Here is a 26739-nt window from a genome sequence, read left to right on the forward strand (position 1 = left end):
GAGCGGATCCGCTCCGCCGGGTCACGCCCTCGTGCGCACGCCCTTCGCGAGGTCGGCGGCGAGGTCCCGTACGGCTTCGAGACCGGCCGCCTCGTCCGGCGCGTCCAGCATCCGCTTGACGAACGCCGAGCCGACGATCACACCGTCGGCGAACCCGGCGACCTCGGCGGCCTGGGTGGCGTCGGAGACGCCGAGGCCGACGCAGACGGGCAGGTCGGTGGTGGCCTTGGTGCGCGCCACCAGGTCCTGGGCCTGGTTGCCGACCGACTCACGGGTTCCGGTGACCCCCATCAGCGAGGCCGCGTACACGAAGCCGCTGCCGGCCGCGGTGATCTCGGCGAGCCGGGCGTCCTTGCTGCTGGGCGCGACGACGAAGACGGTCGCGAGGCCGTGCTTGCCGGCGTGCTCCCTCCACAGCGCCGACTCCTGGACGGGCAGGTCGGGCAGGATGCAGCCCGCTCCGCCCGCCTCGGCGAGCTCGGCGGTGAAGCGCTCGACGCCGTAGCGGTCGATCGGGTTCCAGTACGTCATGACGAGGACGGGCTTGCCGGTGGCCTCGAACGCCTCGCGGACGGTCCGCATGACGTCCGTGATCCTGACGCCGCCGCGCAGGGCGATGTCGTCGGCGGTCTGGATGACGGGCCCGTCCAGGACGGGGTCGCTGTGCGGCAGCCCGACCTCGACGACGTCGGCGCCGCCGTTGAAGACGGCCTTGATCGCCGCGATGCCGCCGTCGACGGTCGGGAAGCCGGCGGGCAGGTACGCGATGAGCGCGGACCGTCCCTCGGCCTTCGCGCCGGCGAGGGTGTCGCTCAACAGCCTGATGTTGCCGCTCACTTGGCGTCCCCTTCGATCTCGGCGTTCTCGCTGTCGGCGTCCGCGGCGACGACCGCGTCGACGCCGTTGTCGTAGAGGCCGAAGTAGCGGGCGGCCGTGTCCATGTCCTTGTCGCCCCGCCCGGACAGGTTGACGACGATCAGTCCGTCCTTGCCCAGCTCCTTGCCGACCTCCAGGGCCCCGGCGAGCGCGTGGGCGCTCTCGATGGCGGGGATGATGCCCTCGGTGCGGGAGAGCAGTCGCAGGGCCTGCATCGCCGCGTCGTCGGTGACCGCGCGGTACTCGGCGCGGCCGCTGTCCTTGAGGTAGGAGTGCTCGGGGCCGATGCCGGGGTAGTCGAGGCCGGCGGAGATCGAGTAGGGCTCGGTGATCTGGCCCTCGTCGTCCTGGAGGACGTACGACCGTGATCCGTGCAGGATGCCGGGCTCGCCCGCGGTCAGGGTCGCCGCGTGCTCGCCGGTCTCCACGCCGTGCCCGGCGGGCTCGCAGCCGATCAGGCGGACGCCGCCGTCGGGGATGAAGGCGTGGAAGAGGCCGATGGCGTTGGAGCCGCCGCCGACGCAGGCGACGGCGGCGTCGGGCAGCCGTCCGGCGCGCTCCAGGATCTGCCGGCGGGCCTCGACGCCGATGACCCGGTGGAAGTCGCGGACCATGGCGGGGAAGGGGTGCGGTCCCGCGACGGTCCCGAAGAGGTAGTGCGTGCGGTCGACGTTGGCGACCCAGTCGCGGAACGCCTCGTTGATGGCGTCCTTGAGCGTGCGGGAGCCGGACTTCACGGCGATGACCTCGGCGCCGAGCATGCGCATCCGGGCCACGTTCAGCGCCTGGCGCTGGGTGTCGATCTCGCCCATGTAGATGGTGCAGTCGAGGCCGAAGAGCGCGCAGGCGGTGGCCGTGGCGACGCCGTGCTGGCCCGCGCCGGTCTCGGCGATGACCCGGGTCTTGCCCATGCGCCGGGTGAGCAGGGCCTGGCCGAGCACGTTGTTGATCTTGTGTGAGCCGGTGTGGTTGAGGTCCTCGCGCTTGAGGAAGATCCGCGCGCCGCCGGCGTGTTCGGCGAAACGCGGCACCTCGGTGAGGGAGCTCGGGCGTCCGGTGTAGTGGACGAGCAGGTCGTCGAGTTCGCGGGCGAACTCGGGGTCGGCCTTGGCCTTGTCGTACTCGACGGCGACCTCGTCCACGGCGGCGACCAGCGCCTCCGGGATGAACTTGCCGCCGAACTCGCCGAAGTAGCCCTCGGTGCTGGGGACTTGACCGTCGGGGTCGGGAATGAAGAACTCGCTGGGCATGCGGAAACCTCGCAGGGGCGTCAGCCCCGGTCACGGGATCGGACAGGGTCACGGAAACCGGACGCACGCGCGCTCCGCCGTCACCGGGTACTCCCCCGGTGACACCGCCCGTCCTGCCGCCGTTCCGCCCGCGCGCCGACGGACGTGCCGTCGAAAGGACCGGGGTGTGCCGGATTCCGGCGCGGTCCCGGTGCGGGGTGGATGCGGCCCGGTCCACGTCTGGCGTGGACTCTGCCCGGTCGCCGCGTCGCGGTGGACCAGGACTCGGCCGGGTTCACCCGTGCGGGTCAGGGAGCAGGGAAGGGCGTGAGCGCGCGTACGCGCTCGGGCCATCGCATGCCGTTGACCTGACCCGGCTCGTCGCCGATGACGTAACGGACCCGGCGCCCGTGCACCCGCCGGGCGGGAGCCCGGCAGCCGCGCGGACGGCAGCCGCGGGCCAGGCGCGCGTACGGGTCGCGGGCCGCCGAGGCGGCCGGGAGGGCCGCGCCGGACGACGCGAAGGGCCGCCCGCTCTCGGGGCCGGAGGGAACGGGGTGCCCGCCCGAGGGGGCGGGGGAAACGGGGTGCCCGTCCGAGGGGGCGGGCCGAAGGGGGCTCGCCGCGTCCGGGGCGGACGATCCGGCCCGGGGCCGGACGAGGCCGCCGGACCGGTCCGGCAGGTCCGACCCCGCGCACGCCGGTACGCCGTCGGGGCGGGGGCCCGGACGGGGTACGGCGGGGGCGAGGGTCGGGACGGACACCGGCGGGTCAGTCCCGTCCGTGCCGCAGGGCCGGGTGGGCGCCCGCCGCCACCAGGTCGGAGACGGCCGTCCTGGGGTCGCGGCCGGTGACGAGGGACTCGCCGACCAGGACCGCGTCGGCGCCCGCGTTGGCGTACGCGATCAGGTCGTGCGGGCCGCGCACACCGGACTCGGCGATCTTGACGAGGCTGTCGGGGATCTCCGGGGCGATCCGCTCGAAGGTCGTACGGTCGACCTTGAGCGTCTTCAGATCGCGGGCGTTGACACCGATGATCTTCGCGCCGGCGTCCACCGCGCGCTCGACCTCGTCCTCGTCGTGCACCTCGACCAGCGGGGTGAGCCCGATGGACTCGGCGCGCTCGATGAGGGACTCCAGGGCGGGCTGTTCGAGGGCCGCGACGATGAGCAGCGCCAGGTCCGCGCCGTACGCGCGGGCCTCCCACAGCTGGTACGACGTGACGATGAAGTCCTTGCGCAGCACCGGGATGTCCACCCGGGCGCGGACTGCCTCCAGGTCGGCGAGCGAACCGCCGAAGCGGCGCTGCTCGGTGAGGACGGAGATGACGGCGGCGCCGCCCGCCTCGTAGTCGGCGGCCAGGGCCGCGGGGTCGGCGATCGCGGCGAGCGCGCCCTTGGACGGGCTGGACCGCTTGACCTCGCAGATGACCTTGACGCCGTCGCCGCGCAGGGCCGCGACCCCGTCCTTGGCCGCCGGAGCCTTCGCCGCGCGCTCCTTGAGCTCGTCGAGGCTGACGCGCGCCTGCCGCTCCGCGAGGTCGGCACGGACTCCGTCGATGATCTCGTCGAGCACACTCACGCGAGCGGCCCCCTTCCCTGCGGTAAACGGTTGAAGCGGTCGATCGGAGACCCGGGTTCACCGCCTCTGACGGAAAAGTCGGGTCACTGCGATGGTATCCGGAGGAAGGCGTAGCCCTCGCATCCGGTTGACGCCGGTCCCACTACCTGGACATTTGTCATTTGATCAAGGGTGCAGCCAGCCACCGGAGGGAAGATTCCGGACAACGGTGAAGACCAGCGTCAACGCGCCCAGACTCCATAGGTGGACCGGTCCCGGCTCGAAGCGCGCCGGACGTCCGCGCACCGCGCGGATCACCCAGACGGCCCACAGCACCGCGAAGGCGAGATAGCCGCCGACGGCGAGCGCGTTGTCCGTGAGCGCCGTGGCGAGGTCGCCGTGCACGAAGGCGTGCGCGCTGCGCAGACCGCCGCAGCCGGGGCAGTACAGGCCGGTGAGGCGGAACAGCGGGCAGACGGGGTAGTGGCCCGGCTCGTTGGGATCGACCGCCCCGACGTACGCGAAGGCGCCGGCGACGGCCGCGAGCAGCCCGCCGGGAACGGCGAGCCGCCGCAGGACGCCCGTGTCCGGCCCGGTCCGCGTCACCCTCTGGGATTCGGCGTTCACGCGACGCATTCTGCCCCTCGCGCGGGCCCGGCGCTCGCCCGGGTGCCCGGAAGGCGGGCGCGCCTGCCCGGGTACGCGAAAGGCGGCCCCGGGCGGGTGTGCCCGTGCCGCCTTTCGTACAGCCTCAGTGGCTCAGGCGTCGGCGCTCACGGCCGAGCGCGCCGTGTTCGCGGGGTGCGGGGCGGACTTCGGCTGGCCGAGGCCCATGCTCCGCATGATCATGCCGACGACACCGCCGAGGGCGACGACGACCATGCCGGCCCAGAAGCCCAGCGGCTCGGCCTTGACCATGAAGGCACCCGCGACGCAGAAACCGATGAAGGCGATGATGACACCGGTCCAGGCGGCCGGGGTGTGACCGTGGCTGCTGCCCGCCATGACTTGCTCCTCGTTGCAGTGTGCGTGTGTGAGTCGGACGCTCACCGTTCATTGTCCCGTACGCACGGGTCCGGTGTGAGCGGGGGGTCACTCCTCGCGCGGCGGGTCCGTGCCCGTCCCGCGACAGGGGCGGGTCTAGCTCCCGGCCGGGTCGGGGCCGGTCGGGTCCTCGCCGCGGTCGAGTGCCTTCCAGAGGTCCTCGGGGCGGTCCGGGTCGACGGGCCTGGCCTTGCGCGGCCGGGGCCTGCCGTCCCGCTCGTAGCGGCCCGACATGGCGGGCCAGGAGCTGCCGTGGCGCAGCGCGAGCAGTCCGGCCAGCAGGATGAGCGCGCCGCCCGCCACGGCCACGTACGGCCACAGGGTGTGGCTGAGGCCGGCCGCGGTGGCGGCGGTGTCGCCGGAGGCGGCGGCGGCCCGTTCGTCGAGGGCGGAGCTGTCGCCCGCGCCGAGGACGGAGGCGACGACGATGCCCGCGCCGGAGAGCGCCAGCAGCGCCGAGACCAGGAGGCGGCCGGAGCGGCGGACGGCGAAGACGGCGACGAGCGCGGCGAGACCGACTATCGCGAGCGCCGCGGGCACACCCGTGATGTCGCTGCCCTTGGCGGTCAGCGGGAAGTCGCCGCCGGCCACGGTCGCGGTCCCGCTCGCCCAGCTCTGCCGGGTGGCGAGCAGGGCCACGGCCGCGCCGAGCGCGCCGCTCCCGAGGGTCACGGCAAGGCTGCGGCGGCCGGACCGGGCGGGTCCCGCGGCTTCGGATCGGGGGTGAGGAACGGCAGTCACAGACCCCACTATCGCCTGAACCCCGGGCGAACCGTCAGTCGGGGTTGCGTGACCCTCGTCCTATCGGCCGCGGTCCGCCCGGTGTTCACGGGTCCCGGACACAGCCGGAGGACAGCCGCCGCACAGCCCCGGACCCGGGCGGGCGGACGATCCGCGGCCCGCCCGGGCGCACCAGGTCCACCCGGGCGAACACCCTGCCGTACGACGGCCGGCCGGGTGTTCGCGCTATCGCCCGAGCCGGTTCGCGGTGTGGACCGCGCGCAGGACCGCCGCCGCCTTGTTGCGGCACTCGTCGTCCTCCGCCTGCGGGACCGAGTCGGCGACGATGCCGGCACCGGCCTGGACGTAGGCGGTGCCGTCGCGCAGCAGGGCCGTACGGATGGCGATGGCGGTGTCGGAGTCGCCGGCGAAGTCGAGGTAGCCGACGCAGCCGCCGTACAGCCCGCGCCGGGACGGCTCCAGTTCGTCGATGATCTGCATCGCGCGCGGCTTGGGCGCGCCGGAGAGGGTGCCGGCGGGGAAGCAGGCGGTGAGCACGTCGAAGGCCGTGCGGCCCGCGGCGACCTTGCCGGTCACCGTGGAGACGATGTGCATCACGTGCGAGTACCGCTCGATGGACATGAAGTCGACGACCTCGACGGAGCCGGGCTCGCAGACCCGTCCGAGGTCGTTGCGCCCGAGGTCGACGAGCATGAGGTGCTCGGCGCGCTCCTTGGGGTCGGCGATCAGCTCGTCGGCGAGTGCCTGGTCGTCCTGGACGGTCGCGCCGCGCGGCCGGGTGCCCGCGATGGGGTGCACCATGGCCTGCCCGTCCTCGACCTTGACCAGGGCTTCCGGGGAGGAGCCGACGACGTCGAAGCCGTCGAAGCGGAACAGGTACATGTACGGCGAGGGGTTGGTCGCCCTCAGGACCCTGTAGACGTCCAGGGCGCTCGCCGTACAGGGGGTCTCGAAGCGCTGGGAGGGGACGACCTGGAAGGCCTCTCCGGCCCGGATGCGCTCCTTGATGTCCTCGACGGCTTCCTGGAAGTCGGGGCCGCCCCAGAGCGCGGTGTACTCGGGGAGTTCGGAGGGCGGGAGCGCGGCGGGCGGCTGGGACACCGCGCGCGAGAGGTCGGCCTCCATGGCGTCGAGACGGGCGACGGCGTCCGCGTACGCCTCGTCGACGCCCGTGTCGAGGTCGTTGTGGTTGATCGCGTTGGCGATCAGCTGGACCGAGCCGTCCCAGTGGTCGAGGACGGCGAGGTCGCTGGTGAGCAGCATGGTGAGCTCGGGCAGCTTGAGGTCGTCCCGCTCGCCGGGGCCGATCTTCTCCAGGCGGCGCACGATGTCGTAGCCCAGATAGCCGACCATGCCGCCGGTGAACGGGGGCAGTCCCTCGGTCCCCGGGGTGTGCAGCGCCTCGATGGTGGCGCGCAGGGCCGCGAGCGGATCGCCGCCGACGGGGAGGCCGACCGGCGGGGTGCCGAGCCAGTGCGCCTCTCCGTCGCGTTCGGTGAGGGTCGCGGCGGAGCGGACGCCCACGAAGGAGTAGCGGGACCAGGACAGGGAGGTGCGGCCGTTCTCGGCGGATTCGAGCAGGAACGTGCCGGGGCGCTCGGCGGCCAGCTTGCGGTACAGCGCGACCGGCGTGTCGCCGTCGGCGAGCAGTTTGCGGCTGACGGGGATGACACGGCGGTCGGTGGCCAGCTTGCGGAACGTCTCGAGGTCCATGGCGGCTGACCTTACTGATTCCCGGCCGGGGCACCGGAATCGGCGCTCTCGGCCCCGACCCCGGTGTCACCGAGCAGCACGTCGGCGTCGAAGCAGGTGCGGGCTCCGGTGTGACAGGCGGCGCCCACCTGGTCGACCCGCACCAGCAGGGTGTCGGCGTCGCAGTCCAGGGCCACGGATCGGACGTGCTGGAAGTGGCCGGAGGTGTCGCCCTTGACCCAGTACTCCTGGCGGCTGCGCGACCAGTAGGTGCAGCGGCCCGTGGTGAGGGTGCGGTGCAGTGCCTCGTCGTCCATCCAGCCGAGCATCAGCACCTCACCGGTGTCGTACTGCTGGGCGATGGCGGGGACGAGTCCGTCGGCGCTGCGCTTGAGGCGTGCGGCGATCTCTGGGTCCAGGCTGCTGGCGGGAGGCGTGCTGGTCATGGGTGCCATTGTGCCGCGCCGGGCCGTCGCTCCCGGCCGTTGTCCACAGGCCGGACCGGCGCGTTCGTCCACAGGCAGGGCGCGGCCGGATCCGGCGCGCCCTCCACTGGGCGGAGCGGGTGCCCGGTCGTAGGCTGGCTTGCATGTCGACCCATGCGAAGCGCGAACGGCTCCTTCTGGCCGATCTGTTGGACGCCGTGGGGCCGGACGCCCCGACCCTGTGCGAGGGCTGGAACAGCCGGGACCTCGCCGCGCACGTGGTGGTGCGCGAGCGGCGCCTGGACGCGGCGGGCGGTGTCGTCGTCAAGCAGCTCGCGTCCCGGCTGGAGCGGGTGATGGCGGAGTTCGCCGCGAAGCCGTACGAGGAGCTGATCCAGCTGATCCGTACGGGGCCGCCGCGGTTCTCCCCGTTCTCCCTGAAGCAGGTGGACGAGGCGTCCAACGTGGTGGAGTTCTACGTGCACACCGAGGACGTGCGGCGGGCCCGGCCGGGCTGGACGCCGCGCGAGCTGGACCCGGTGTTCCAGGAGGCCCTGTGGTCGCGCCTGGAGCGCACGGCCAAGCTGATGGGCCGCGGCGCTCCGACGGGTGTGGTCCTGCGTCGCCCGAACGGCCAGACGGCCGTGCTGAACAAGGGGACGCCGGTGGTGACGGTGACGGGCGAGCCCGCGGAGCTGCTGCTGTTCGCGTTCGGCCGGCAGAGTGTCGCGGACGTCGAACTGGACGGCGACAAGGACGCGATCGCCAAGCTCCACGAGGCCAAGCAGCTGGGGATCTGAGGCCGGCCCGCGTCGGCCGGGGTCAGCGGGGCAGTTCGGCGCGCCGCAGGTCCCGTACGCACAGGGCGAGGACCCCGCCGAGGCCGCACACGGCGGCGCTGGTGACGAAGACCGGTCCGGTGCCCCACCGGCCGATCGCGGCGGCGGTCACCGGCATGCCGAGCGGCGCGAGGCCCAGGCTGACGATGCCGGCGACGGCGCTGACCCGGCCGAGGTAGGCGGGGTCGGACAGGGTCTGGATCAGCGCCGCGCACAGGGCCCCGCTGAGCCCGGCGAGCAGTCCGACGACGAGGGCGACGCCGACGGCTCCGGCGACAGTCGGCACGAAGGCGAGCGAGCCGATCGCCACGGAGCCGCCGAGGATGGCCACGGCGGCGACCGTGCCCGCGCGCGGGAGCCGTCCGCGCAGGGTCAGCAGCAGCGCGGCGGCCCCCGCTCCGGTACCGAAGGCGGCGATCACCCAGCCCATCCCGGACGCGCCCCAGCCGCGCCGGTCGGCGAGCAGGGTCAGTCCCACGTTCAGCGGTCCCACGAAGCCGAGGTCGCCGAGGGCGATGACGGCGATGAGCGGGGCGAGAACGCGGTGACCGCGGATGTGGCGCAGACCGTCGCGGAGGTCGCGCCAGGCGGTGCGGTCCGCCGGGTCCGCCGCCTCGCCCGGGGGCAGTTCCCGCATCCGTACGAGGATCAGCAGCGGCACCGACACGGCTATGAGCGTCCCGGCCAGCGCGAACGCCGTCGCCGAGCCGCCGAGGGCGACCGCGAGGCCGCCGAGCGGGGCGCCCAGCACATTGGCGGAGCGGATCGCCAGGCCCCGCATGCCCTGCACCCGCGCGAGCTGGTCCCGGCCGGTGATCCGGGCGGGGAGGGCACCCACGGCGGGCATGAACACGGCGTCGACGATGCCGAAGACGACGGCGAGCAGGGCCAGCAGCCACAGCCCGGGGCCGGTGACGAGGAGCAGCGCGGCGACCGTGAGCACGGCCGCGCAGCGCACCGCGTCGCTGCCGATGACGACCTTCCGCGGCCCGAACCGGTCGGCGACCACTCCCCCGCCGAGCATCAGCAGGGCCCGCGGTACGGCGCTGACGGACATCACGAGACCGGCCTGGGAGGGCGTACCGGCGTGGACGGCGGCCCAGGACAGCGCGATGTAGAAGACGTTGTCGCCGATCATCGACGAGGTGTAGGCCCCGAGCCAGCGCAGGACGTTGCCGTCGCGGTGGGCGGGCCGGGCGGTGTCCTGGGCGGGGCTCGGTAAGACGGTCGCGGTCACGGGGCCGGGTCCTTTCGGGGCGGACGCGCTCTTCGGTTCAGGCACGCTCTTCGGGCTGGACACGCTCTTCGAGTCAGGCACGTGCTTCGGGTCGGACGCGCTCTTCGGTTCAGGCACGGAACGGGAATCCGTACAGGTGCAGCGCGACGTTCTCGCGTCCCTCGGTGTCACCGGCCGCCTCGTCCGCGCGGCCCTTCTCGTCGTACGTGCGGATGACGGTGAGCAACTCGTCCTTCAGGGCGACCAGTTCGGCCGCGGTCAGCCGCAAGTTGCCCTCCGCGTCGGCGACGGCGTCGTTCCACTCCGCCGGCCAGGTGGCCCGTTCGTCGAGGTGGCGCCGGTAGGCCTCGGTGCGCTGGTCGAGGTAGAGCCGGGTGAAGGCGAGATGGGCGACCTCCTTCTCCGGAGCGTCCCTGAAGTCCACGCCCCGGACGCTGACGCCGTCCGACGCCGGCTGCCACCAGCGCTCCCGGCCGTCGCCGCCGCGCTGCTCCGCCTCCTCGATCAGCCCGTGCTCGGCGAGTTTGCGCAGGTGGTAGCTGACGAGCGACGGCGCCTCGTGGACCTGCTCGCCCAGGTGCGAGGCCGTGGCGGCACCTGCGACGAGCAGTGCCCGGTACAGCGTCATCCGCAGCGGGTGCCCCAGTGCCTTGAGGGTGCCCACATCGGTGATCCGGCGGTTCTCCTTGCTTGCCATGACCCGACCCTAGATACGAAAGAAATATTGCGCAACTAATATTGCGCAACTTTCCCTTCGCATCTCTCGGGGTCGGAGGCTTCGCCGATGACAAGCGGCCTTTCACGGATCGAGAAGCGTGTGGGCCGCCAGGGCCAGGGACAGCTCCACGACGTCCCCGGGACGGGTCAGCGAGCGGCCGGTGAGCTGTTCGCAGCGGCGCAGCCGGTTCAGGACGGTGTTGCGGTGGCAGTAGAGGCGGACCGCGGCCCGCTGGGCGGAACCGTCGCAGGCGAGCCAGGCCGTCAGCGTGTCCAGCATGACGTCCCGGTCGGACATCTCCAGCCGCAGCAGCGGCCCGAGGACCCGTTCGGAGAGCGCCGCGCCGAGGACCGGCGCGGAGACGACGAGCGCGGCGGGCAGGTGCTCCTCCAGTACGACGGTGCCGCCGGAGCGCGGGCAGGCCCGCAGCGCCGTGTCGGCCAGACGGCGGGCGTCGCCGACAGCCGCGAGACCGTCCACCACCGGACTCACCCCGACCCGGGCCGCCGCCGGGGCGGTCAGCCGGCGCGCGATCTCCCCGGCGTCCACGTCGCGCCCGCGCGCCTTGGGGCACTCCCCGCCTCGGCCGTCCGGGTCTCCCCCGGCCGCCGGGGCGGGTGTCGGCTCCGAACCCGCGTCGAGCGGGCCGCTCCCGCGGCCGTCGCCCGGCCGGTCCCCGTCACCGGGGTGGTCGCCGAGCAGGACGATGCCGTAGCTCCCCTCGCTGTCCCGGTCGCGGTCGTGGTACCAGAGGACCCGCAGGCCGGAGAGGCGCAGCTGGCCGCGTACGTCCGTGAACGCCCGGCCGACCGGCAGGCGGGCCAGCACCACCGCGTACCGGCCCTGTTCGGGAAGGCCCAGGGCGGCGGCGGTGGCCGGCAGGTCGGCGATCCGGGCGGTGCCGTCGAGGAGCGCGGCCGTCATCAGCCGCAGCCGGTTCTCCCTGCGCCACATCAGCTCGCGCTCGGTCTGCCGGTAGGCGTCGGTGACGACGGCGCAGTGGTCGTCGACGAAGTTCCAGACGTCGGCGGCCACATGGACCAGCAGGTGCGCGTCGGAGGGGTGGCGGCGGGTCGTCTCGTCGAGGAGTTCCTGCCAGATCATGCCGCCGCCCAGCCGGAAGGCACGCAGCAGGGCGTCCAGCGGGAGGCCGCGTTCGGCGCGGGCCCTGCCGATGGCCCAGGAGCAGCGGTGGGCGGCCTCGCGCAGTTCACCGGGCCGGATCAGGGATTCGACGTTGAGCCGCAGCGAGCGCCGCACCTCCTCGCGCACGCTCTCCGCGTCCGTCTCCATCGCTGTGCGGTACGCGGGTTCACGCTCCCGCAGGAGGCCCACGAGGCGTTCGGTGAGTTCGGGCAGCCCCGCCATCAGCGCTCGGGCGGCGCGGTGCAGTACCGAGAGGGCCTCCGCGTCGGCGGCCGGGCGGGGGGACGGTACCGGGGGCCGCGGTCCGGGCCGGTACCGGACGTGGGCGGGTACGAGGTGCTGCATCGCTGTCCTCCACCGGAGTCGGCTCGGTCGGGGCTGCCCCGTCGGCCGACGCTCGGCACACGGGTGCTCCGGACCTCCTGATCCCGCAGGATGGCATACCGTCCAGTCGGTACCTAGGGGTGTGCGGCAGTCTTCTCGGCCCGTCCCACCAACCGGGAGAGCTCGACACGGGAGCGGACGCCCAGGGTGGCGAAGACATTGCGCAGGTGGTGGTCCACGGTGCGGGGGCTCACGGACAGGCGCAACGCCACTTCGCGGTTGGTGGCCCCCTCCGCCACACAGTGGGCGATCCGCAGCTGCTGGGGCGTCAGAAGGGCGAGCGGACCGGCCGGTTCGCCCGGTCCGGCGTCCCCGGTGGCCCGCAGTTCGGCCCTCGCCTGGGTGGCCCAGCCGAGTGCCCCGCCCCGCTCGAAGGACACCAGCGCGTCCCGAAGCCGGACCCGGGCCTCACCGGGCCTGCGCCGCCGTCGCAGCCAGGCGCCGTAGAGGAGTTGGGTGCGGCCGCGCTCGAAATCCCCCGCCGTCTTCTCGTGTTGGGCGAGCGCGGCGGTGAACAGCGCCTCGCGCTCCTCGGGTCCGCCCAACAAAGCACGGCAGCGCGCCAGTTGAGCGGGGGCCTGCGGATCGGCGCCCTGCGCGGCCCAGTGGGCGAACGCGGCCACCGCGGACCGGGCGGCCTCCGTCTGTCCGGTGCGGACCGCCGCTTCCACGAAGCAGGGGACGGCGAGCATCCGTACCGCGAAGTGACCGCGGCGCGGGCCGGGGCCGACCAGCGGGCCGAGGCGCGCCGCGGCCTCGGGGAGCCGGCCGCGGGCCAGGTCGGCGCGGGCCCGGGCCCACTGGGACAGCGTGGCCGCCTGCGCGAGACCGTGGGAGGCGGCGACGCGTTCGGCGGCCGCGGCGTGCTCGGCGACGGCCTCCGACGACCCCTCGACCGATGCCACCAGCGCGAGGATCGCGTGGTGGTGTGCCGCGAGGTTGTCCTGACCGGCACCGAGGGCCGTGCGCAGGCCGTCCTCGGCGTGGGCACGGGCGCGGGCATGGCGGCCGGCGCGCAGTTCGGCGTAGGCCAGCCGTTCCAGCGCCTGGGCGACCGCGATGTACGGGCCTTTCGCCCTGGCGACGGCGAGCGCACGGGAGTTGGCGCGGCAGGCGGCGGCGAGGTCACCGACGACCAGGGCGGCGGCGCCTGCCCGCAGCAGGGCCTCGGGGCCGTCCGGAATCCCGGCCGCCCCCGCCGCGGCCACCACCTCGCGCAACGGCTGCCGTCCGGTGTCCGGACGGCCGTGCATGACCGCGGACATCCCGGCCCGGTACGCCGCGATCCGGCGATCGGATTGCGGCTGCGCCGTCTCGTGGTCCAGAGCCTCCGCGCATGCCGCCGCGTCACCCATCGACCAGGACGCCTCGACGGCGGCGAGCCGGGCGGCCACAGCGCGGTGCGCGTCGACGGGAGCCAGCAACTCGGCCGCCAGCAACAGCATTTCGCGGGCGTCGGCGACCGGGCCGTCCTGGAGGGCGAGCTGCCCGCTCACCAGCTGGGCGGCGCCGCGCGGCCCCTCCCACCCGGTCATCGCGAGCAACTCCCTTGCCCGGTACGGCAGTCCCGCAAGCCGGGCCTGATCGGCTGCGTTGATCAGACGGAGAGCGCGCGGCCTCTCGTCGGCGGCGAGTTCCGCCGACCGGGCCCAGGCGGCCGAGCGCTCCGCGTGCGACGGCCCGCCGTCGGGCAGCGCCGCCGCGGCGGCCAGCGCGTCGCCGAGGCCGGGTGCGGGGGCGGTGGCCGCCGAAGCCCGGTGGAAGAGGACGGGCAGCGGGCGCGGTCCGCCGGCGTGGGCCTCGGCCAGCAGTAGGTGCGCGGCCCGCCGGCGAGCGGGCGGGACACTCGCGTACACGGTACGGGCCGGGCCCGGATCCACGAGGCGGATACGCCCCCCGGTGAGCCGGAGACATCCCGCGGCCTCGGCGGCGTCCAGGGCATCCGCGGCGAGTCCACCCGCCCCGACCGCCCCGAGAATCACCGAGGCGTCCACCCCGTCGGCCCGCACGTCCCGCTCCCGCTCGGCGGCCACCAGCAGCAGCAACAGCCCCACTTCGGCCGGACCGGTCCGCTCGGCGCCGTCGGACCCGACGCCGGGGAGGGTCACTCCGGCCGGCCGGGTCACCCCGGCCGGGAGAGGTTGCGGATCGCTTCCGGGGGCGAGCGGCCGACCGGGGCCGCGGCGCTGTTCCGGCTCGTCCGACGCGCCCCGGACGAGCGGCGGTAACGGGCTCCGGCCCGCCGCCCCCAGGGGACTTCGCGCAGTCGCGTCTCCAGTCACGACCGTCACGTTACTTCCGCGTAACCGACGGCGGAAGCCCTGCGTTCGCTTGCCCCCGCGGTCCTGCTACCTCCTCTGACCTGCACGGACACGGCCGCGACTGGGCAGGGTCCCAGGCTCGGACGGCAAGGCTTGTGCGCCCGCACAAGCACCGCGGCCAGGGTCACGGAACCCGTGCGCGGGTGACGGCCACCGATTCCGGTGGCCGTCACCCGCGCTCGGGCCGGACCGTGCGGAGCGGTTCAGGAGGTGTGCGGGCAGTTGCCCTCGTAGTCGGCGATCGTCGTCGACGCCTGCGGCAGCGGGCAGAGGAACTGCTCGTAGCGGGTGTCATTGTCGATGAACCGCTTCAGCCACGCGATGCTGTACTTCGCGATCGTCGTGTTCGAGCTGTTGGGCGTGAAGTGGGTGGCACCCCTGAGCTCCAGGTACGCCTTGTCGAGCGTGCTCGGCAGACTCGCGTAGAAGGGCTTCGAGTGCGTCGCGACCGGTGCGATCGTGTCACCGTCGGCGCCCACGATCAGGGTCGGCGTCTTGATCTCCGGCCAGGTGGTGTCCAGGTTCCAGCCGGTGAGCGGGATCGCCGCCTGGAGCGAGGGCCGGCTCTTCGCGGCCTCCAGCGTGCCGCCACCGCCCATCGAGTGGCCCATCACCCCGAGCCGGCTGCTGTCGATCCTGGTCCGGACGGAGCTGCTCCCGGTCAGGTAGTCGAGCGCGGCCAGCAGTTGCCGGCCCCGGCTGTCGGGCTGGTCCAGGGTGGTGAGGGTGTCGATGGTGAACACCACGAACCCCTGGGAGGCGAGCCGGGGCCCGAGCCAGGCGATGGACGACTGGTAGGCGGTGTACCCCGGTGCGACGGCGACCGCGCCGAAGGTGCCGTCGGCGGTCGAGGTCGGGTAGTAGACGGTGCCGCCGCCGAAGCCGCTCACGGACAGGGCGGAGACGGTGGTCCTGGAGACGGCGTAGGGCCCGGTGGCCGCCTCGATGCTCGCGTTCGTGGGGGCGGGCCCGCGCTCGTACGGGTTCGTGGCGGCCTGCGCCGAGACGGCCCGCGCTCCGGCGACGGCCTGCGCCCCGGTGGCCTGCGCGGCGACGAGGCCGCCCGCGGCCAGGAGCACCGCGAGGCCGGCCCGCACCAGACGGCTGCTGATCCGGTGCGGTCGGCGGGGGGACGGTTCGGGTCCGCCGGGTGCGGCGGGGACTGAGCGGTTCGGCTGCTGCACGGTCACGATGGGGGCGTCCTCTCGGTGAGGGAGGACGGACCCGCGTCGTGGCTGGGGCGCCGTCCGGCACGGGGTGCGGGGAGGCGCATGCCACGGAACGGCGGGGGTCCGTCTCGATGGTTGCGGTGGCCACTGTCCGCCCCGGACCCGCCCCGCACATCGGCAGAATCACCAGCCGCCCACGCAGCGCCTTCGACTCCCTCGACTCCGGGAGCCACGCTTCAGCGCCCAACGGCGAACGCCCCAGCGCCGCAACACGCCTCCCCGGACACGGCCACACCCGCCCCGGAACACAGCGACGGCCCGCGCCCCGGCAGCGAGGACTGCCCGGGCGCGGGCCATGACGTGAGCTGTGCGCGGCCGAGGAGACCGCCCACCGAAGGCCCACCGACGCGAAGGCCACCGGTGCACAGCCACCAGCGCGACGGCTGACGGCGCGAAGGCCGACGGCTGACGGCGAGCGCGGGTCGCCGGCTCGACGGCTGCGGCGAGCGCCGGTCGTCCGCTCGACGGCTGACGGCTGCGGCGAGCGCCGGTCGTCCGCTCGACGGCTGGCGGCGCAAGGGCCGCCGAAGCAACGGCCGCCCGCGCCAAGGCCCCCACGCAAAGGCCCCCGGCCAGAACCCTCAGCGGACGGCGTGTCCCGCCTCGCGCAAGGTCTCCTTGACCTCGCCGATCCTCAGGTCGCCGAAGTGGAAGACCGACGCGGCCAGCACCGCGTCGGCGCCCGCCGCGACGGCCGGCGGGAAGTGGTCGAGCCGGCCCGCGCCGCCGCTGGCGATCAGCGGAACGGTGACGTGCTTGCGTACGGCCTCGATCATCTCGATGTCGTAGCCGTCCTTCGTCCCGTCGGCGTCCATCGAGTTGAGCAGGATCTCGCCCGCGCCCAGTTCGGCGGCGCGGTGGGCCCACTCGACGGCGTCGATGCCGGTGCCCTGGCGGCCCCCGTGGGTGGTCACCTCGAAGGAACCGCCCCCGGTCCTGCGCGCGTCGACCGACAGCACGAGCACCTGCCGCCCGAAGCGCTCCGCGATCTCCCGGATGAGGTCGGGCCGGGCGATGGCGGCCGTGTTGACGCCGACCTTGTCCGCGCCGGCCCGCAGCAGCTTGTCGACGTCCTCGGCGGTGCGGACACCGCCGCCGACCGTCAGCGGGATGAAGACCTGCTCGGCCGTGCGGCGCACCACGTCGTACGTGGTCTCACGGTTGCCCGAGGACGCGGTGATGTCCAGGAACGTGAGCTCGTCGGCGCCCTCGGCGTCGTACACCTTGGCCATCTCGACGGGGTCGCCCGCGTCGCGCAGGTTCTGGAAGTTGACGCCCTTGACGACCCGGCCGTTGTCCACGTCCAGGCAGGGAATGACTCGGACCGCCAGGGTCATGACTGCGTTTCTCCCTGATCTGTGCGGCCCTCGGCGGACCGTCCTGTGTGGTCCTCGCCGGACCGTTCCGTGGGGTGTGGGCCGGAGCGGAACGCCTCGACCTCGACCTCGACCACCAGCCGCGAGTCCACCAGACCCGCGACGATGATCATGGACGCGGCGGGGCGGACGGAGTCGAAGAGCGTCTTGTGGGCGCGGCCGACGGCCTCCACGTCCCGGGCGTGGGTGAGGTACATCCGCGTACGGACGACGTCGTCGCGGCCGAGGCCGAGCTGCTCCAGCGCGGCGAACGCGGCGTTGAAGGAGTTGAGCGCCTGCTCGTACGGGTCGCCCTCGGCGATCTGGCCGTCGATCACGGAGGTGCAGCCGGACACCAGCACCAGGCCGCTCGGCAGCTCCACCGCGCGGGAGTATCCGAAGGCGTCCTCCCAGGGCGCCCCCGTCGTGACGCGCCGTACGGCGCTCACCGGGCTACCGCCGCCAGTGCCTCTTCGAGGGTGAACGCCTTGGCGTACAGGGCCTTGCCGACGATCGAGCCCTCGACGCCGAGCGGTACGAGCTCGGCGATGGCCCGCAGGTCGTCCAGCGACGACACCCCGCCGGAGGCGACCACCGGGCGGTCGGTCGCCGCGCACACGCCTCGCAGCAGTTCCAGGTTCGGGCCCTGGAGCGTGCCGTCCTTGGCGATGTCGGTCACCACGTAACGGGCGCAGCCCTCGGAGTCGAGGCGTGCCAGCGTCTCGTAGAGGTCGCCGCCGTCGCGGGTCCAGCCGCGGCCGCGCAGGGTCGTGCCACGGACGTCGAGGCCGACCGCGATCTTGTCGCCGTGCTCGGCGATGACCTTGGCGACCCAGTCGGGGGTCTCCAGGGCGGCGGTGCCGAGGTTGACGCGGGTGCAGCCGGTGGCCAGCGCGGCGGCGAGGGTGCCGTCGTCGCGGATGCCGCCGGACAGTTCCACCTTGATGTCCATCGCCTTGGTCACCTCGGCGATCAGCGCGCGGTTGTCGCCGGTGCCGAACGCGGCGTCCAGGTCGACGAGGTGCAGCCACTCGGCGCCGGCGCTCTGCCAGGCCAGGGCGGCCTCCAGCGGGGAGCCGTAGGAGGTCTCGGTCCCGGACTCGCCGTGCACGAGACGGACGGCCTGGGCGTCGCGGACGTCGACGGCCGGGAGGAGTTCGAGCGTGCTCACAGTGTTCCGATCCAGTTGGTGAGGAGCTGGGCTCCGGCGTCGCCGGACTTCTCGGGGTGGAACTGGGTGGCCCACAGGGCGCCGTTCTCGACGGCCGCCACGAAGGGCTTGCCGTGCGTGGACCAGGTCACCAGGGGGGCGCGCAGCAGGGGGTTGCCGACTTCCAGCGACCAGTCGTGGACGGCGTAGGAGTGGACGAAGTAGAAGCGCGCGTCGGCGTCGAGGTCGGCGAAGGCCTGCGAACCCTCCGGGGTGTCGACGGTGTTCCAGCCCATGTGCGGTACGACGTCGGCCTCCAGGGGGCCGACCGTGCCCGGCCACTCGTCGAGGCCCTCGGTCTCCACGCCGTGCTCGATGCCGCGGGTGAAGAGGATCTGCATGCCGACGCAGATGCCCATGACGGGGCGGCCGCCGGACAGCCGGCGGCCGATGATCCAGTCACCGCGCGCCTCCTTGAGACCCTGCATACAGGCGGCGAAGGCGCCGACGCCCGGCACCAGCAGACCGTCGGCGTTCATCGCGGTGTCGAAGTCGCGGGTGATCTCGACCTCGGCGCCCGCGCGGGCGAGGGCGCGCTCGGCGGACCGTACGTTGCCGAAGCCGTAGTCGAAGACGACGACCTTCCTGGAAGGGCTCAACTCCACACCTCCAGCCGCATGACGCCCGCGACGAGACACATGGCGGCGCCGATGGAGAGCAGCACGACGAGGCTCTTGGGCATGTCCTGCTTGACGAAGGAGTAGATCCCCCCGGCGAGGAAGAGACCGACGACGATGAGAATGCTGGAAAGGCCTGTCACAGTGCGCCCTTAGTGGAGGGGAGGATGCCGGCTGCGCGCGGGTCGCGCTCGGAGGCGTAACGCAGTGCCCGGGCCAGCGCCTTGAACTGGCACTCCACGATGTGGTGCGCGTTGCGTCCGTAGGGGACGTGCACGTGCAGGGCGATCTGGGCCTGGGCGACGAAGGACTCCAGGATGTGCCGGGTCATCGTCGTGTCGTACTCGCCGATCATCGGCGCCATCTTCTCGGGCTCGGTGTGCACGAGATAGGGCCGGCCGGAGAGGTCGACGGTCACCTGGGCGAGGGACTCGTCCAGCGGGACGGTGCAGTTGCCGAAGCGGTAGATGCCGACCTTGTCGCCGAGGGCCTGCTTGAAGGCGGCGCCGAGCGCGAGGGCGGTGTCCTCGATGGTGTGGTGCGAGTCGATGTGCAGGTCGCCCTCGGTCTTCACGGTCAGGTCGAACAGACCGTGCCGGCCGAGCTGGTCGAGCATGTGGTCGTAGAAGCCGACGCCGGTGGCCACGTCGACCTTGCCGGAGCCGTCGAGATCGATCTCGACGAGGACCGACGTCTCCTTCGTCACCCGCTCCACGCGTCCTACGCGGTTCATGCGCTCTGCTCCTTCGGGGGTGTGGGGTTCTCCCCCACAGAGCCCAGTAGTTCACGTACCGCGTCGAGGAACGCGTCGTTTTCCTTCGGGGTTCCGGCGGAGACCCGCAGCCACCCCGGAACGCCGTTGTCCCGGACCAGGACGCCCCGGTCGAGGATCCTCTGCCAGGCCTCGTGGGAGTCGGCGAACCGGCCGAACTGGACGAAGTTCGCGTCCGACTCGGTCACCTCGCAGCCCATCGCCCGCAGTTCGGTGACCAGCCGGTCCCGTTCGGCCTTCAGCTGCTCCACGTAGCCGAGCAGGGTGTCGGTGTGCTCCAGGGCGGCCAGCGCGGTCGCCTGGGTCACGGCCGACAGGTGGTAGGGCAGCCGGACGAGCTGGACGGCGTCCACGACCGCCGGGTGGGCGGCGAGGTAGCCGAGGCGCAGTCCGGCGGCGCCGAAGGCCTTCGACATCGTCCGGGAGACGACGAGATTCGGCCTTCCTTCGAGCAGGGGCAGCAGCGAGTCGCCGTGGCTGAACTCGATGTAGGCCTCGTCGACCACGACCATGGACGGCTTCGCCGCCTGCGCGGCCTCGTAGAGCGCGAGGACTGTCTCGGGCGGGACCGCGTTGCCCGTGGGGTTGTTGGGGGTGGTGACGAAGACGACGTCCGGCCGGTGCTCGGCGATCGCCCGCTCGGCGGCCGCGAGGTCGATGCCGAAGTCCTCGTCGCGGGGACCCGAGATCCAGGCCGTGCCCGTGCCGCGCGCGATGAGCGCGTGCATCGAGTACGAGGGCTCGAAGCCGATCGCGCTGCGGCCGGGTCCGCCGAAGGTCTGGAGCAGCTGCTGGATGACCTCGTTGGAGCCGTTGGCGGCCCAGACGTTCTCGGCGGCCACCGGGTGCCCGCCGGTCTTCGTCAGATAGGCGGCCAGCTCGGTGCGCAGTTCCACCGCGTCCCGGTCGGGGTAGCGGTTGAGGCCGCGGGCGGCCTCGCGGACCCGCTCGGCGATCCGCTCGACGAGCGGCTCGGGCAGCGGGTACGGGTTCTCGTTGGTGTTCAGGCGTACGGGGACGTCGAGCTGGGGTGCGCCGTAGGGGGTCTTGCCGCGCAGCTCGTCCCGTACGGGGAGATCGTCGATGCCTGTCACTTGCCCTCGGCTACCTTCCATCCGCGCGACACTTGTTCGTCTCCGACAAACCTGGCCTTGACCGCCGCGCCGTGCGCGGGCAGGTCCTCCGCCTCCGCCAGCGTCACCACGTGATGGGCGACGTCGGCGAGCGCTTCCTTCGTGTAGTCCACGATGTGGATGCCGCGCAGGAAGGACTGGACGGACAGGCCCGAGGAGTGGCAGGCGCAGCCGCCGGTGGGCAGCACGTGGTTGGAGCCCGCCGCGTAGTCGCCGAGCGAGACCGGGGCCCAGGGGCCTACGAAGATCGCTCCGGCGTTCCTGACCCGGTCGGCGACGGCGGCCGCGTCCGCGGTCTGGATCTCCAGGTGTTCGGCGGCGTAGGCGTCGACGACCCTGAGTCCCTCGTCGATCCCGTCGACCAGGACGATCGCGGACTGCCGTCCGCTCAGGGCCGGGACGATGCGGTCGTCGATGTGCTTGGTGGCCGCGACCTGCGGCGCCAGCTCCTTCTCCACGGCGTCCGCGAGGGCCGGCGAGTCGGTCACGAGGACGGCGGCGGCGAGCGGGTCGTGCTCGGCCTGGCTGATCAGGTCGGCGGCGATGTGCGCCGGGTCGGCGGTGTCGTCGGCGAGGACCGCGATCTCGGTCGGGCCGGCCTCGGCGTCGATGCCGATCCTGCCGGTGAAGTAACGCTTGGCGGCGGCGACCCAGATGTTGCCCGGGCCCGTGACCATGGTGGCCGAGGGGCAGGACTCGGTGCCGTGCGCGAACATCGCGACGGCCTGGGCTCCTCCGGCCGCGTACACCTCGTCGATGCCGAGCAGCGCGCAGGCGGCGAGGATCGTGGGGTGCGGCAGCCCGCCGAACTCCTTCTGCGGCGGGGACGCCAGCGCCATGGACGGGACGCCGGCCTCCTGCGCCGGGACGGCGTTCATGATCACGGACGAGGGGTACACGGAGCGGCCGCCGGGCGCGTACAGCCCGACCCGGTCGACCGGCACCCACTTCTCGGTGACCGAGCCACCGGGCACGACCTGGGTGGTGTGCGTCGTACGGCGCTGGGCGCGGTGGACGAGACGGGTGCGGCGGATGGACTCCTCCAGCGCCGCGCGCACGGCCGGGTCGAGCCGTTCCAGGGCGTCGGCGATCGCCTCCGCGGGAACACGCACGGACTCAAGACGCACTCCGTCGAACTTCTCCGCGTAGTCGATCAGCGCCGCGTCTCCCCGATGATGCACGGCCTCGCAGATCGGCCGCACCTTCTCCAGGGCGGCCGAGACGTCGAAGTCGGCTCGGGGCAGCAGGTCGCGCAGAGCGGGGCCCTCGGGGAGGGCGTCGCCGCGCAGATCGATTCGGGAGATCACGAGGACAATTCTCTCAGACTGCTCGGAGGCGCCGGACGCCTGTATCAATGGCTGATACAGGCCGTCTCCGGCCCCGGCGGATGATCCCCTTCACCAGGCGCGTTCGCGCCGTCACTGAGCGGGCATTGCACGAACGTACGTACCCGCGAGTAGTCGGGGAGGAAGTGACGTGCCGTGACCGAGGGTGCCGACCTGCGCACCGGGGACCTGCCGGACGAGCTGACGGCCGCCGAGGCCGGGATGTGGCAGGCGTTCCGCAACGGCAGCGTGTACGACCTGCGCAGCGGGGATCCGGCCGCCGACGATCCGCACGGCGGCCACCCCTGGGGGGCCGAGCGCAGCGTCCGGGCCCGGATAGTGGCCTGGCTGCTGCTCGACGGGCCGCCCGCCCTCCAGGGCCGGGTCGCCTCCCTGAAGCTGACGGGCGTGCGGATCACCGGGGTGCTCGACCTCGCGGGCGGCACGGTGGTGCCCTTCGTGGAGCTGAAGGGCTGCCGGTTCGAGAAGGAGGTGCTGCTGCCGGAGTCCCGGTTCACGACCCTGCGGTTCGAGGACTGCTCGGTGCCCCGGCTGGAGGCGGCCCGGCTGCACACCGAGGGCGATCTGCATCTGCCGCGCTGCCACTTCCACAACGGGGTGCGGCTGACCGACGCGCACATCGGCACGGACCTGCTGCTCAACCAGGCCGTGGTCTACCGGGACCGGCGGGGGCGTTCGCTCACCGGTGACGGGATGACGGTCGGACAGGACCTCCAGGCCGAGATGCTGGAGTCGCACGGCGAGCTCAGCCTGCGCAGCGCCACCGTCGGCGTGTCGCTGAGCCTGCGCGGCAGCAGGCTCAGCAACCCGTACACCCGGCTGGCCCTCAACGCCCCCCAGCTGACCGTCAACCGCACGCTCTACATGACCCCCGCGGGCCTCGGCAATCCGCTGATGACCAGCGGCACCACACCGGCGCGCGGCACGCTGGTGCAGCGGTTCGAGTGCCAGGGCGGGATCCGTCTGGACGACGGGCGCTTCGGTGACGCGGTCGACTTCGACCGGGCGCGCTTCACCTTCGACGACGACCACGAGCTGTCGCTGCTGCGGGTCCAGACGCCCGAACTGCGCTTCCTGGGCGAGCGGCCCGAGCGCGGCAAGGTGGTGCTGTCCGGCGCGCGGATCGTCAACCTGGTCGACCGGGCGTCCAGCTGGCCGGGCCCCGGCAGCCTGCACATGGGCGGTTTCACGTACGAGAACCTGGTCCCGCAGGGTGCCTTCCCGCTGACCCGGCGCCTGGAGTGGGTGGCGGCGGCGACCGCCGAGTACGCCCCCGAGCCCTACGAGCGGCTCGCCGCCGTGCTGCGCGACTCCGGCGAGGACGAGGACGCCCGTGAGGTGCTGCTCGCCAAGCAGCGCCGCCGCCGCGAGACACTGCCGCTGGCCGCCAAGCTCTGGGGCTACGCCCAGGACTGGACGGTCGCCTACGGGTACCGCCCCGGGCGCGCCGCCCTGTGGATGGCGCTGCTGTGGGCGACGACGTCGGTCGCCTTCGCGCACGCCGACCACCGGCCGGTCAACGGCGGACACCCCGCGTGGAACGCCTCGCTCTACGCCCTGGACCTGCTGCTGCCGGTCATCGACCTGGGCCAGGCCGGCAACTGGCAGCTGCGCGGCGGCTGGCAGTGGATGGCCGCGGCGGTGGTCCTCCTGGGCTGGATCCTCGCCACGACGGTGGCCGCCGGGGCGACCCGGCTGCTGCGCCGCGGCTGACTCGGGGGCCGGACGGCCGCGGCGGGAGGCCGCACCACTGGCTCCGGGGCCGGACGGCCGCGGCGCGGGAGGCCGCGGCGCGGGAGGCCGCGGCGCGGGAGGCCGCAGCGCGGGAGGCCGCAGCGCGGGAGGCCGCAGCGCGGGAGGCCGCAGCGCGGGAGGCCGCAGCGCGGGAGGCCGCAGCGCGGGAGGCCGCGTCATCACCGACTCCGGGGTCGGCACGGCCGCCCTGGGGACCCGCAGGGCCGACCTGGAACCCGCGTGACCGACCGGGGGCCACCGGACCGGCCCCCGGACCGGCGTGGCTGCCCCGGGGACCCACACGGCCGCCCCGGGGGCCCGCACGGCCGGCTGGGTCGCACGGCAGGCGCGGAGGTGGGTCGGCCCCTGGCTCGGGCGCCCCCGGGTGCGCCGATGTGAGCCCCGCACGCCCCTCCGGCGCGCGGATTCGAGAGCGGCGCGCCCCCCAATGCGCCGGTTCACGCCCCCTTTCACAGCCGGCGCACATCCTGCCGACAAACGCCTTTACCCGTCCTTGACCGCATCGCGCACAACCAAACGGCTTTACGAAAGCGTCACCGATCATCTCTGGCACAGCTCCGACCTGCGGTTTTCAATGGTCGTCACCATGGCACTACTGAGCGCGCTCCTCCGCACCGCCCGGATGGCACGGCACACCTCATGCCTCGCCGCCGGACTGCCGGCCGACGAGGAGGTGCTCCTCGACGCCCCCGACCACAGACTGGCGCCCGTGCTCGTCGCGGCGGCCCGGGGCGAGTACACCCCCGCGTCCGCACTGCTGGCCGCCACCCGCCGGTCCGCCGACTGGGAGAACCGCGACCGCTACGCGGTACGCCTCGCCGCCTTCGCCCGCTCCCGAGACGAATGGCTCAGGCAGTGGCAGGCCGACGACCCGCACGACCCGGACGCCCTCCTGGTCCGGGCCGAGCTGGCGGTCCGGCGCGGATGGGAGTCACCCGCGCGGGTGGAACTGCTGCGCGAGGTCGGCCCGCTGATCATGTCCGCCGCCGAGGGCGACCCGCGCGACCCGGTGCCGTGGCGGATCGCGCTCGACCACGCCCGCGGGACCAACGTCGGGCACACCGAGTTCGAGCGTCTGTGGACCCAGGCCGTCCGGCGCTGCCCGCACCACTACGGCTGTCATGTGGCCGCCCTCCAGTACCTCTCGGCGGCCTGGTACGGCTCGCACAGCGAGTGTTTCGACTTCGCCGAACCCGCCGCGCAGGACGCGCTGCCGGGCTCCCTGGTCCAGGCGCTGCCGGTGCGCGCGGCCTTCGCCTATCTGACCGAGGGCGGCGGTCCCGAGGTGCCGCGCGAGCGCCTGGACGCCGCGGCCGACCTCGCGATCTCGCTCTCCGCCGCCTACGCCGCCGCCGACCCGTGGCCCGCCGAGGTACGCAACCTGCTGGCGTACGTCCTGGTCCGGCTGGAACGCTGGCAGGACGCGCTGGAGCAGCTGCGCCTCATCGGCCCGTACGCGACCTCGTTCCCCTGGGCCAAGGTCGCAGCCGACCCGCTCGACCGGTTCCTGGAGCAGCGCGACGAGGTCCGGCTGGAGCTCGCCTCGCGGCTTCCGCTGCGGGACGTCACCGCGGACCGGCGCCCGCGGATCGGGTACGGCGGACTCGTCCGCCCCGTCGACCATTAGGCTTTCCCGTCGTGACCACCGTCCGGCTCCCGCTCTTCCCCCTGAACTCGGTGCTGTTCCCCGGGCTCGTGCTGCCTCTGAACGTGTTCGAGGAGCGCTATCGCGCCATGATGCGCGAACTGCTCAAGACGCCCGAGGACGAATCCCGCCGATTCGCCGTCGTCGCCATCCGCGACGGCCATGAGGTCTCGCCCAGCGCGCCCGGCATGCCCGACGGGACGGCCGTGCCCGACCGCGGGCCCACCGCCGGGTTTGGCGACGATCCGCTCAAGGCCTTCCACGAGGTGGGCTGCGTCGCGGACGCGGCGACCATCAGGGAACGCGCCGACGGCAGCTTCGAGGTGCTGGCGACCGGAACGACCCGGGTCCGGCTGCTGTCGGTGGACGCCTCCGGGGCGTTTCTGACGGCCGAGCTGGAGGAGCTCCCCGAGGACCAGGGCGACGAGGCCGGCGCGCTCGCCGAGGGCGTCCTGCGTGCCTTCCGGCAGTACCAGAAGCGGCTGGCCGGAGCGCGCGAGCGCTCGCTGTCGACCGGCGCCGACCTGCCGGACGAACCGGCGGTCGTCTCCTATCTCGTCGCCGCCGCCGTGATGCTGGACGTCCCCGCGCGACAGCGGCTGCTCCAGACCCCCGACACGGCCTCCCGGCTGCGCGAGGAACTGAAGGTGTTGCGCGCGGAGACGGCCATCATCCGTAATCTGCCGTCGTTGCCCGCGTCGGAACTGACGCGCGGCCCGACGAGCCTGAACTGACGCTTGCGAGAAGACCGATGGCCAAGAAGGCGAAGAAGCAGTCCGGGGGCACCCCCGCCACGGTGGCGCTGACCGAGGCGGGCGTCCCGTTCACCGTCCACGCCTACGAGCACGATCCCTCCCACCCGTCCTACGGCGAGGAGGCGGCCGAGGCGATGGGCGTGTCGCCGGAGCGGGTCTTCAAGACCCTGGTGGCGGACGTCGACGGCGCGCTCGTGGTCGCGGTCGTCCCGGTGGCGGGCTCCCTCGACCTCAAGGCCCTCGCCACGGCGGTGGGCGGCAAGCGGGCGGTGATGGCCGACCCGGCGGCGGCCGAGCGCACGACGGGATACGTCCGCGGGGGCATCTCGCCGCTCGGCCAGCGCCGGAAGCTCCGTACCGTCCTGGACTCCTCGGCCTCCGGGCACACCACGATCTGTGTGTCGGCGGGCCGCCGCGGCATGGAGGTCGAGCTCTCCCCCGCCGACCTCGCGAAGCTCACCGAGGCGGTGTCCGCGCCCGTCGGACGGTCCTGACCGCCCGCCCGCCGTTCCCGCCGGCCGTTCCCGGCCACCGCTCGCGTCCGCCGCCGTACCGGCGCGTGGCGTCCGGCGTGTGGCGTCCGGCCCGTGGCCGAAGGCGGCCGTAGCGGTCCGCGCGGCCTCTCGACGGACGCGGCCTCCTCGGTTAAGCACGAGGGGCATGTCGAAGAGAACGCGCAAACGCAAGTGGCGTATCAGGAAGGGCCGTTC

At 73.5% G+C, this 26739-nt stretch carries 27 protein-coding genes; 5 read left to right on the plus strand and 22 right to left on the minus strand.

The window, feature by feature from the left end:
- Positions 1-21: 21 nt before the first annotated feature.
- From trpA to hisI, 9 genes are all read right to left on the minus strand, one after another.
- Positions 22-837, minus strand: a complete 816-nt coding sequence (gene trpA / locus ACZ4AA_RS30005) for a tryptophan synthase subunit alpha (protein ID WP_467609659.1) — start codon at positions 835-837, stop codon at positions 22-24.
- Complete coding sequence (gene trpB / locus ACZ4AA_RS30010; protein ID WP_467609661.1) at positions 834-2126, minus strand: tryptophan synthase subunit beta; 1293 nt, start codon at positions 2124-2126, stop codon at positions 834-836. Before trpB ends, trpA begins: the two co-directional genes overlap by 4 nt.
- A 287-nt stretch (positions 2127-2413) precedes the next feature.
- Complete coding sequence (trpM, locus tag ACZ4AA_RS30015; protein WP_467609727.1) at positions 2414-2569, minus strand: tryptophan biosynthesis modulator TrpM; 156 nt, start codon at positions 2567-2569, stop codon at positions 2414-2416.
- A gap of 307 nt (positions 2570-2876) precedes the next feature.
- Positions 2877-3686 (minus strand): indole-3-glycerol phosphate synthase TrpC, encoded by an 810-nt coding sequence (gene trpC, locus ACZ4AA_RS30020; RefSeq protein WP_467609663.1) that lies wholly within the window; start codon positions 3684-3686, stop codon positions 2877-2879.
- A gap of 165 nt (positions 3687-3851) precedes the next feature.
- The gene (locus tag ACZ4AA_RS30025) at positions 3852-4301 is read right to left on the minus strand and encodes a DUF2752 domain-containing protein (protein ID WP_467609665.1); all 450 of its coding nucleotides are present in this window, start codon (positions 4299-4301) and stop codon (positions 3852-3854) included.
- A gap of 123 nt (positions 4302-4424) precedes the next feature.
- Entirely contained in the window at positions 4425-4670 is a 246-nt protein-coding gene (locus tag ACZ4AA_RS30030; RefSeq protein ID WP_467609667.1) for an HGxxPAAW family protein, read from the minus strand.
- Positions 4671-4805: 135 nt separating this feature from the next.
- Positions 4806-5459 (minus strand): TIGR02234 family membrane protein, encoded by a 654-nt coding sequence (locus tag ACZ4AA_RS30035; RefSeq protein ID WP_467609669.1) that lies wholly within the window; start codon positions 5457-5459, stop codon positions 4806-4808.
- Between the two features lie 216 nt (positions 5460-5675).
- A complete protein-coding gene (locus ACZ4AA_RS30040) occupies positions 5676-7163 on the minus strand; it encodes an anthranilate synthase component I (RefSeq protein WP_467609672.1) in 1488 nt (495 codons plus the stop codon).
- An 11-nt stretch (positions 7164-7174) separates the two neighbouring features.
- Positions 7175-7588, minus strand: coding sequence for a phosphoribosyl-AMP cyclohydrolase (hisI, locus tag ACZ4AA_RS30045; protein WP_467609675.1), 414 nt, complete (start codon positions 7586-7588; stop codon positions 7175-7177).
- A gap of 143 nt (positions 7589-7731) precedes the next feature.
- Between hisI and ACZ4AA_RS30050 the strand changes: the two genes are divergently transcribed.
- Entirely contained in the window at positions 7732-8367 is a 636-nt protein-coding gene (locus ACZ4AA_RS30050) for a TIGR03085 family metal-binding protein (RefSeq protein WP_467609677.1), read from the plus strand.
- Positions 8368-8389: 22 nt separating this feature from the next.
- Here ACZ4AA_RS30050 and ACZ4AA_RS30055 read toward each other — a convergent pair whose 3' ends face one another.
- The 13 genes from ACZ4AA_RS30055 to hisD all read right to left on the minus strand — a co-directional run bounded on the left by ACZ4AA_RS30055 (position 8390) and on the right by hisD (position 21835).
- Positions 8390-9643 carry an MFS transporter gene (locus ACZ4AA_RS30055; RefSeq protein ID WP_467609679.1) on the minus strand — a complete coding sequence of 418 codons (1254 nt, stop codon included), beginning with the start codon at positions 9641-9643 and terminating at the stop codon, positions 8390-8392.
- 109 nt (positions 9644-9752) lie between these two features.
- Positions 9753-10340 carry an ArsR/SmtB family transcription factor gene (locus ACZ4AA_RS30060; RefSeq protein WP_467609681.1) on the minus strand — a complete coding sequence of 196 codons (588 nt, stop codon included), beginning with the start codon at positions 10338-10340 and terminating at the stop codon, positions 9753-9755.
- A 102-nt stretch (positions 10341-10442) separates the two neighbouring features.
- Positions 10443-11852, minus strand: coding sequence for a PucR family transcriptional regulator (locus ACZ4AA_RS30065; RefSeq protein WP_467609684.1), 1410 nt, complete (start codon positions 11850-11852; stop codon positions 10443-10445).
- A gap of 113 nt (positions 11853-11965) precedes the next feature.
- Positions 11966-14017, minus strand: coding sequence for a helix-turn-helix transcriptional regulator (locus ACZ4AA_RS30070; RefSeq protein WP_467609686.1), 2052 nt, complete (start codon positions 14015-14017; stop codon positions 11966-11968).
- Positions 14018-14415: 398 nt separating this feature from the next.
- Positions 14416-15402, minus strand: a complete 987-nt coding sequence (bdeA, locus tag ACZ4AA_RS30075; RefSeq protein WP_467609688.1) for a bis(hydroxyethyl) terephthalate hydrolase — start codon at positions 15400-15402, stop codon at positions 14416-14418.
- A 620-nt stretch (positions 15403-16022) separates the two neighbouring features.
- Positions 16023-16778 (minus strand): imidazole glycerol phosphate synthase subunit HisF, encoded by a 756-nt coding sequence (gene hisF, locus ACZ4AA_RS30080; protein ID WP_467609690.1) that lies wholly within the window; start codon positions 16776-16778, stop codon positions 16023-16025.
- A complete protein-coding gene (locus ACZ4AA_RS30085; protein ID WP_467609692.1) occupies positions 16775-17245 on the minus strand; it encodes a RidA family protein in 471 nt (156 codons plus the stop codon). Before ACZ4AA_RS30085 ends, hisF begins: the two co-directional genes overlap by 4 nt.
- Entirely contained in the window at positions 17242-17967 is a 726-nt protein-coding gene (priA, locus tag ACZ4AA_RS30090) for a bifunctional 1-(5-phosphoribosyl)-5-((5-phosphoribosylamino)methylideneamino)imidazole-4-carboxamide isomerase/phosphoribosylanthranilate isomerase PriA (protein WP_467609694.1), read from the minus strand. Before priA ends, ACZ4AA_RS30085 begins: the two co-directional genes overlap by 4 nt.
- Positions 17964-18611 (minus strand): imidazole glycerol phosphate synthase subunit HisH, encoded by a 648-nt coding sequence (gene hisH / locus ACZ4AA_RS30095; RefSeq protein ID WP_467609696.1) that lies wholly within the window; start codon positions 18609-18611, stop codon positions 17964-17966. The genes priA and hisH overlap by 4 nt, the downstream gene beginning before the upstream one ends.
- The gene (locus tag ACZ4AA_RS30100; protein WP_037623340.1) at positions 18602-18766 is read right to left on the minus strand and encodes a hypothetical protein; all 165 of its coding nucleotides are present in this window, start codon (positions 18764-18766) and stop codon (positions 18602-18604) included. Before ACZ4AA_RS30100 ends, hisH begins: the two co-directional genes overlap by 10 nt.
- The gene (gene hisB / locus ACZ4AA_RS30105; RefSeq protein WP_266757720.1) at positions 18763-19356 is read right to left on the minus strand and encodes an imidazoleglycerol-phosphate dehydratase HisB; all 594 of its coding nucleotides are present in this window, start codon (positions 19354-19356) and stop codon (positions 18763-18765) included. The genes ACZ4AA_RS30100 and hisB overlap by 4 nt, the downstream gene beginning before the upstream one ends.
- Entirely contained in the window at positions 19353-20489 is a 1137-nt protein-coding gene (locus ACZ4AA_RS30110; RefSeq protein ID WP_467609698.1) for a histidinol-phosphate transaminase, read from the minus strand. The genes hisB and ACZ4AA_RS30110 overlap by 4 nt, the downstream gene beginning before the upstream one ends.
- The gene (gene hisD, locus ACZ4AA_RS30115) at positions 20486-21835 is read right to left on the minus strand and encodes a histidinol dehydrogenase (protein ID WP_467609700.1); all 1350 of its coding nucleotides are present in this window, start codon (positions 21833-21835) and stop codon (positions 20486-20488) included. The genes ACZ4AA_RS30110 and hisD overlap by 4 nt, the downstream gene beginning before the upstream one ends.
- Before the next feature lie 174 nt (positions 21836-22009).
- On the opposite strand from hisD, the gene ACZ4AA_RS30120 reads away from it, so the two are divergent.
- The 4 genes from ACZ4AA_RS30120 (at position 22010) to ybaK (ending at position 26523) form a co-directional block, all read left to right on the plus strand.
- On the plus strand, positions 22010-23587 hold the full coding sequence (locus tag ACZ4AA_RS30120) for an oxidoreductase (protein ID WP_467609702.1): 1578 nt from the start codon (positions 22010-22012) through the stop codon (positions 23585-23587).
- A 628-nt stretch (positions 23588-24215) separates the two neighbouring features.
- A complete protein-coding gene (locus ACZ4AA_RS30125; RefSeq protein ID WP_467609704.1) occupies positions 24216-25256 on the plus strand; it encodes a hypothetical protein in 1041 nt (346 codons plus the stop codon).
- Positions 25257-25267: 11 nt separating this feature from the next.
- Positions 25268-26008, plus strand: a complete 741-nt coding sequence (locus tag ACZ4AA_RS30130) for an LON peptidase substrate-binding domain-containing protein (protein ID WP_467609706.1) — start codon at positions 25268-25270, stop codon at positions 26006-26008.
- 17 nt (positions 26009-26025) lie between these two features.
- Positions 26026-26523: a Cys-tRNA(Pro) deacylase gene (gene ybaK / locus ACZ4AA_RS30135; RefSeq protein WP_467609708.1), complete on the plus strand. Its 498-nt coding sequence runs from the start codon at positions 26026-26028 to the stop codon at positions 26521-26523.
- The last annotated feature ends 216 nt before the right edge of the window (positions 26524-26739 follow it).

The sequence above is a fragment of the Streptomyces sp. NPDC024698 genome (assembly GCF_055559015.1).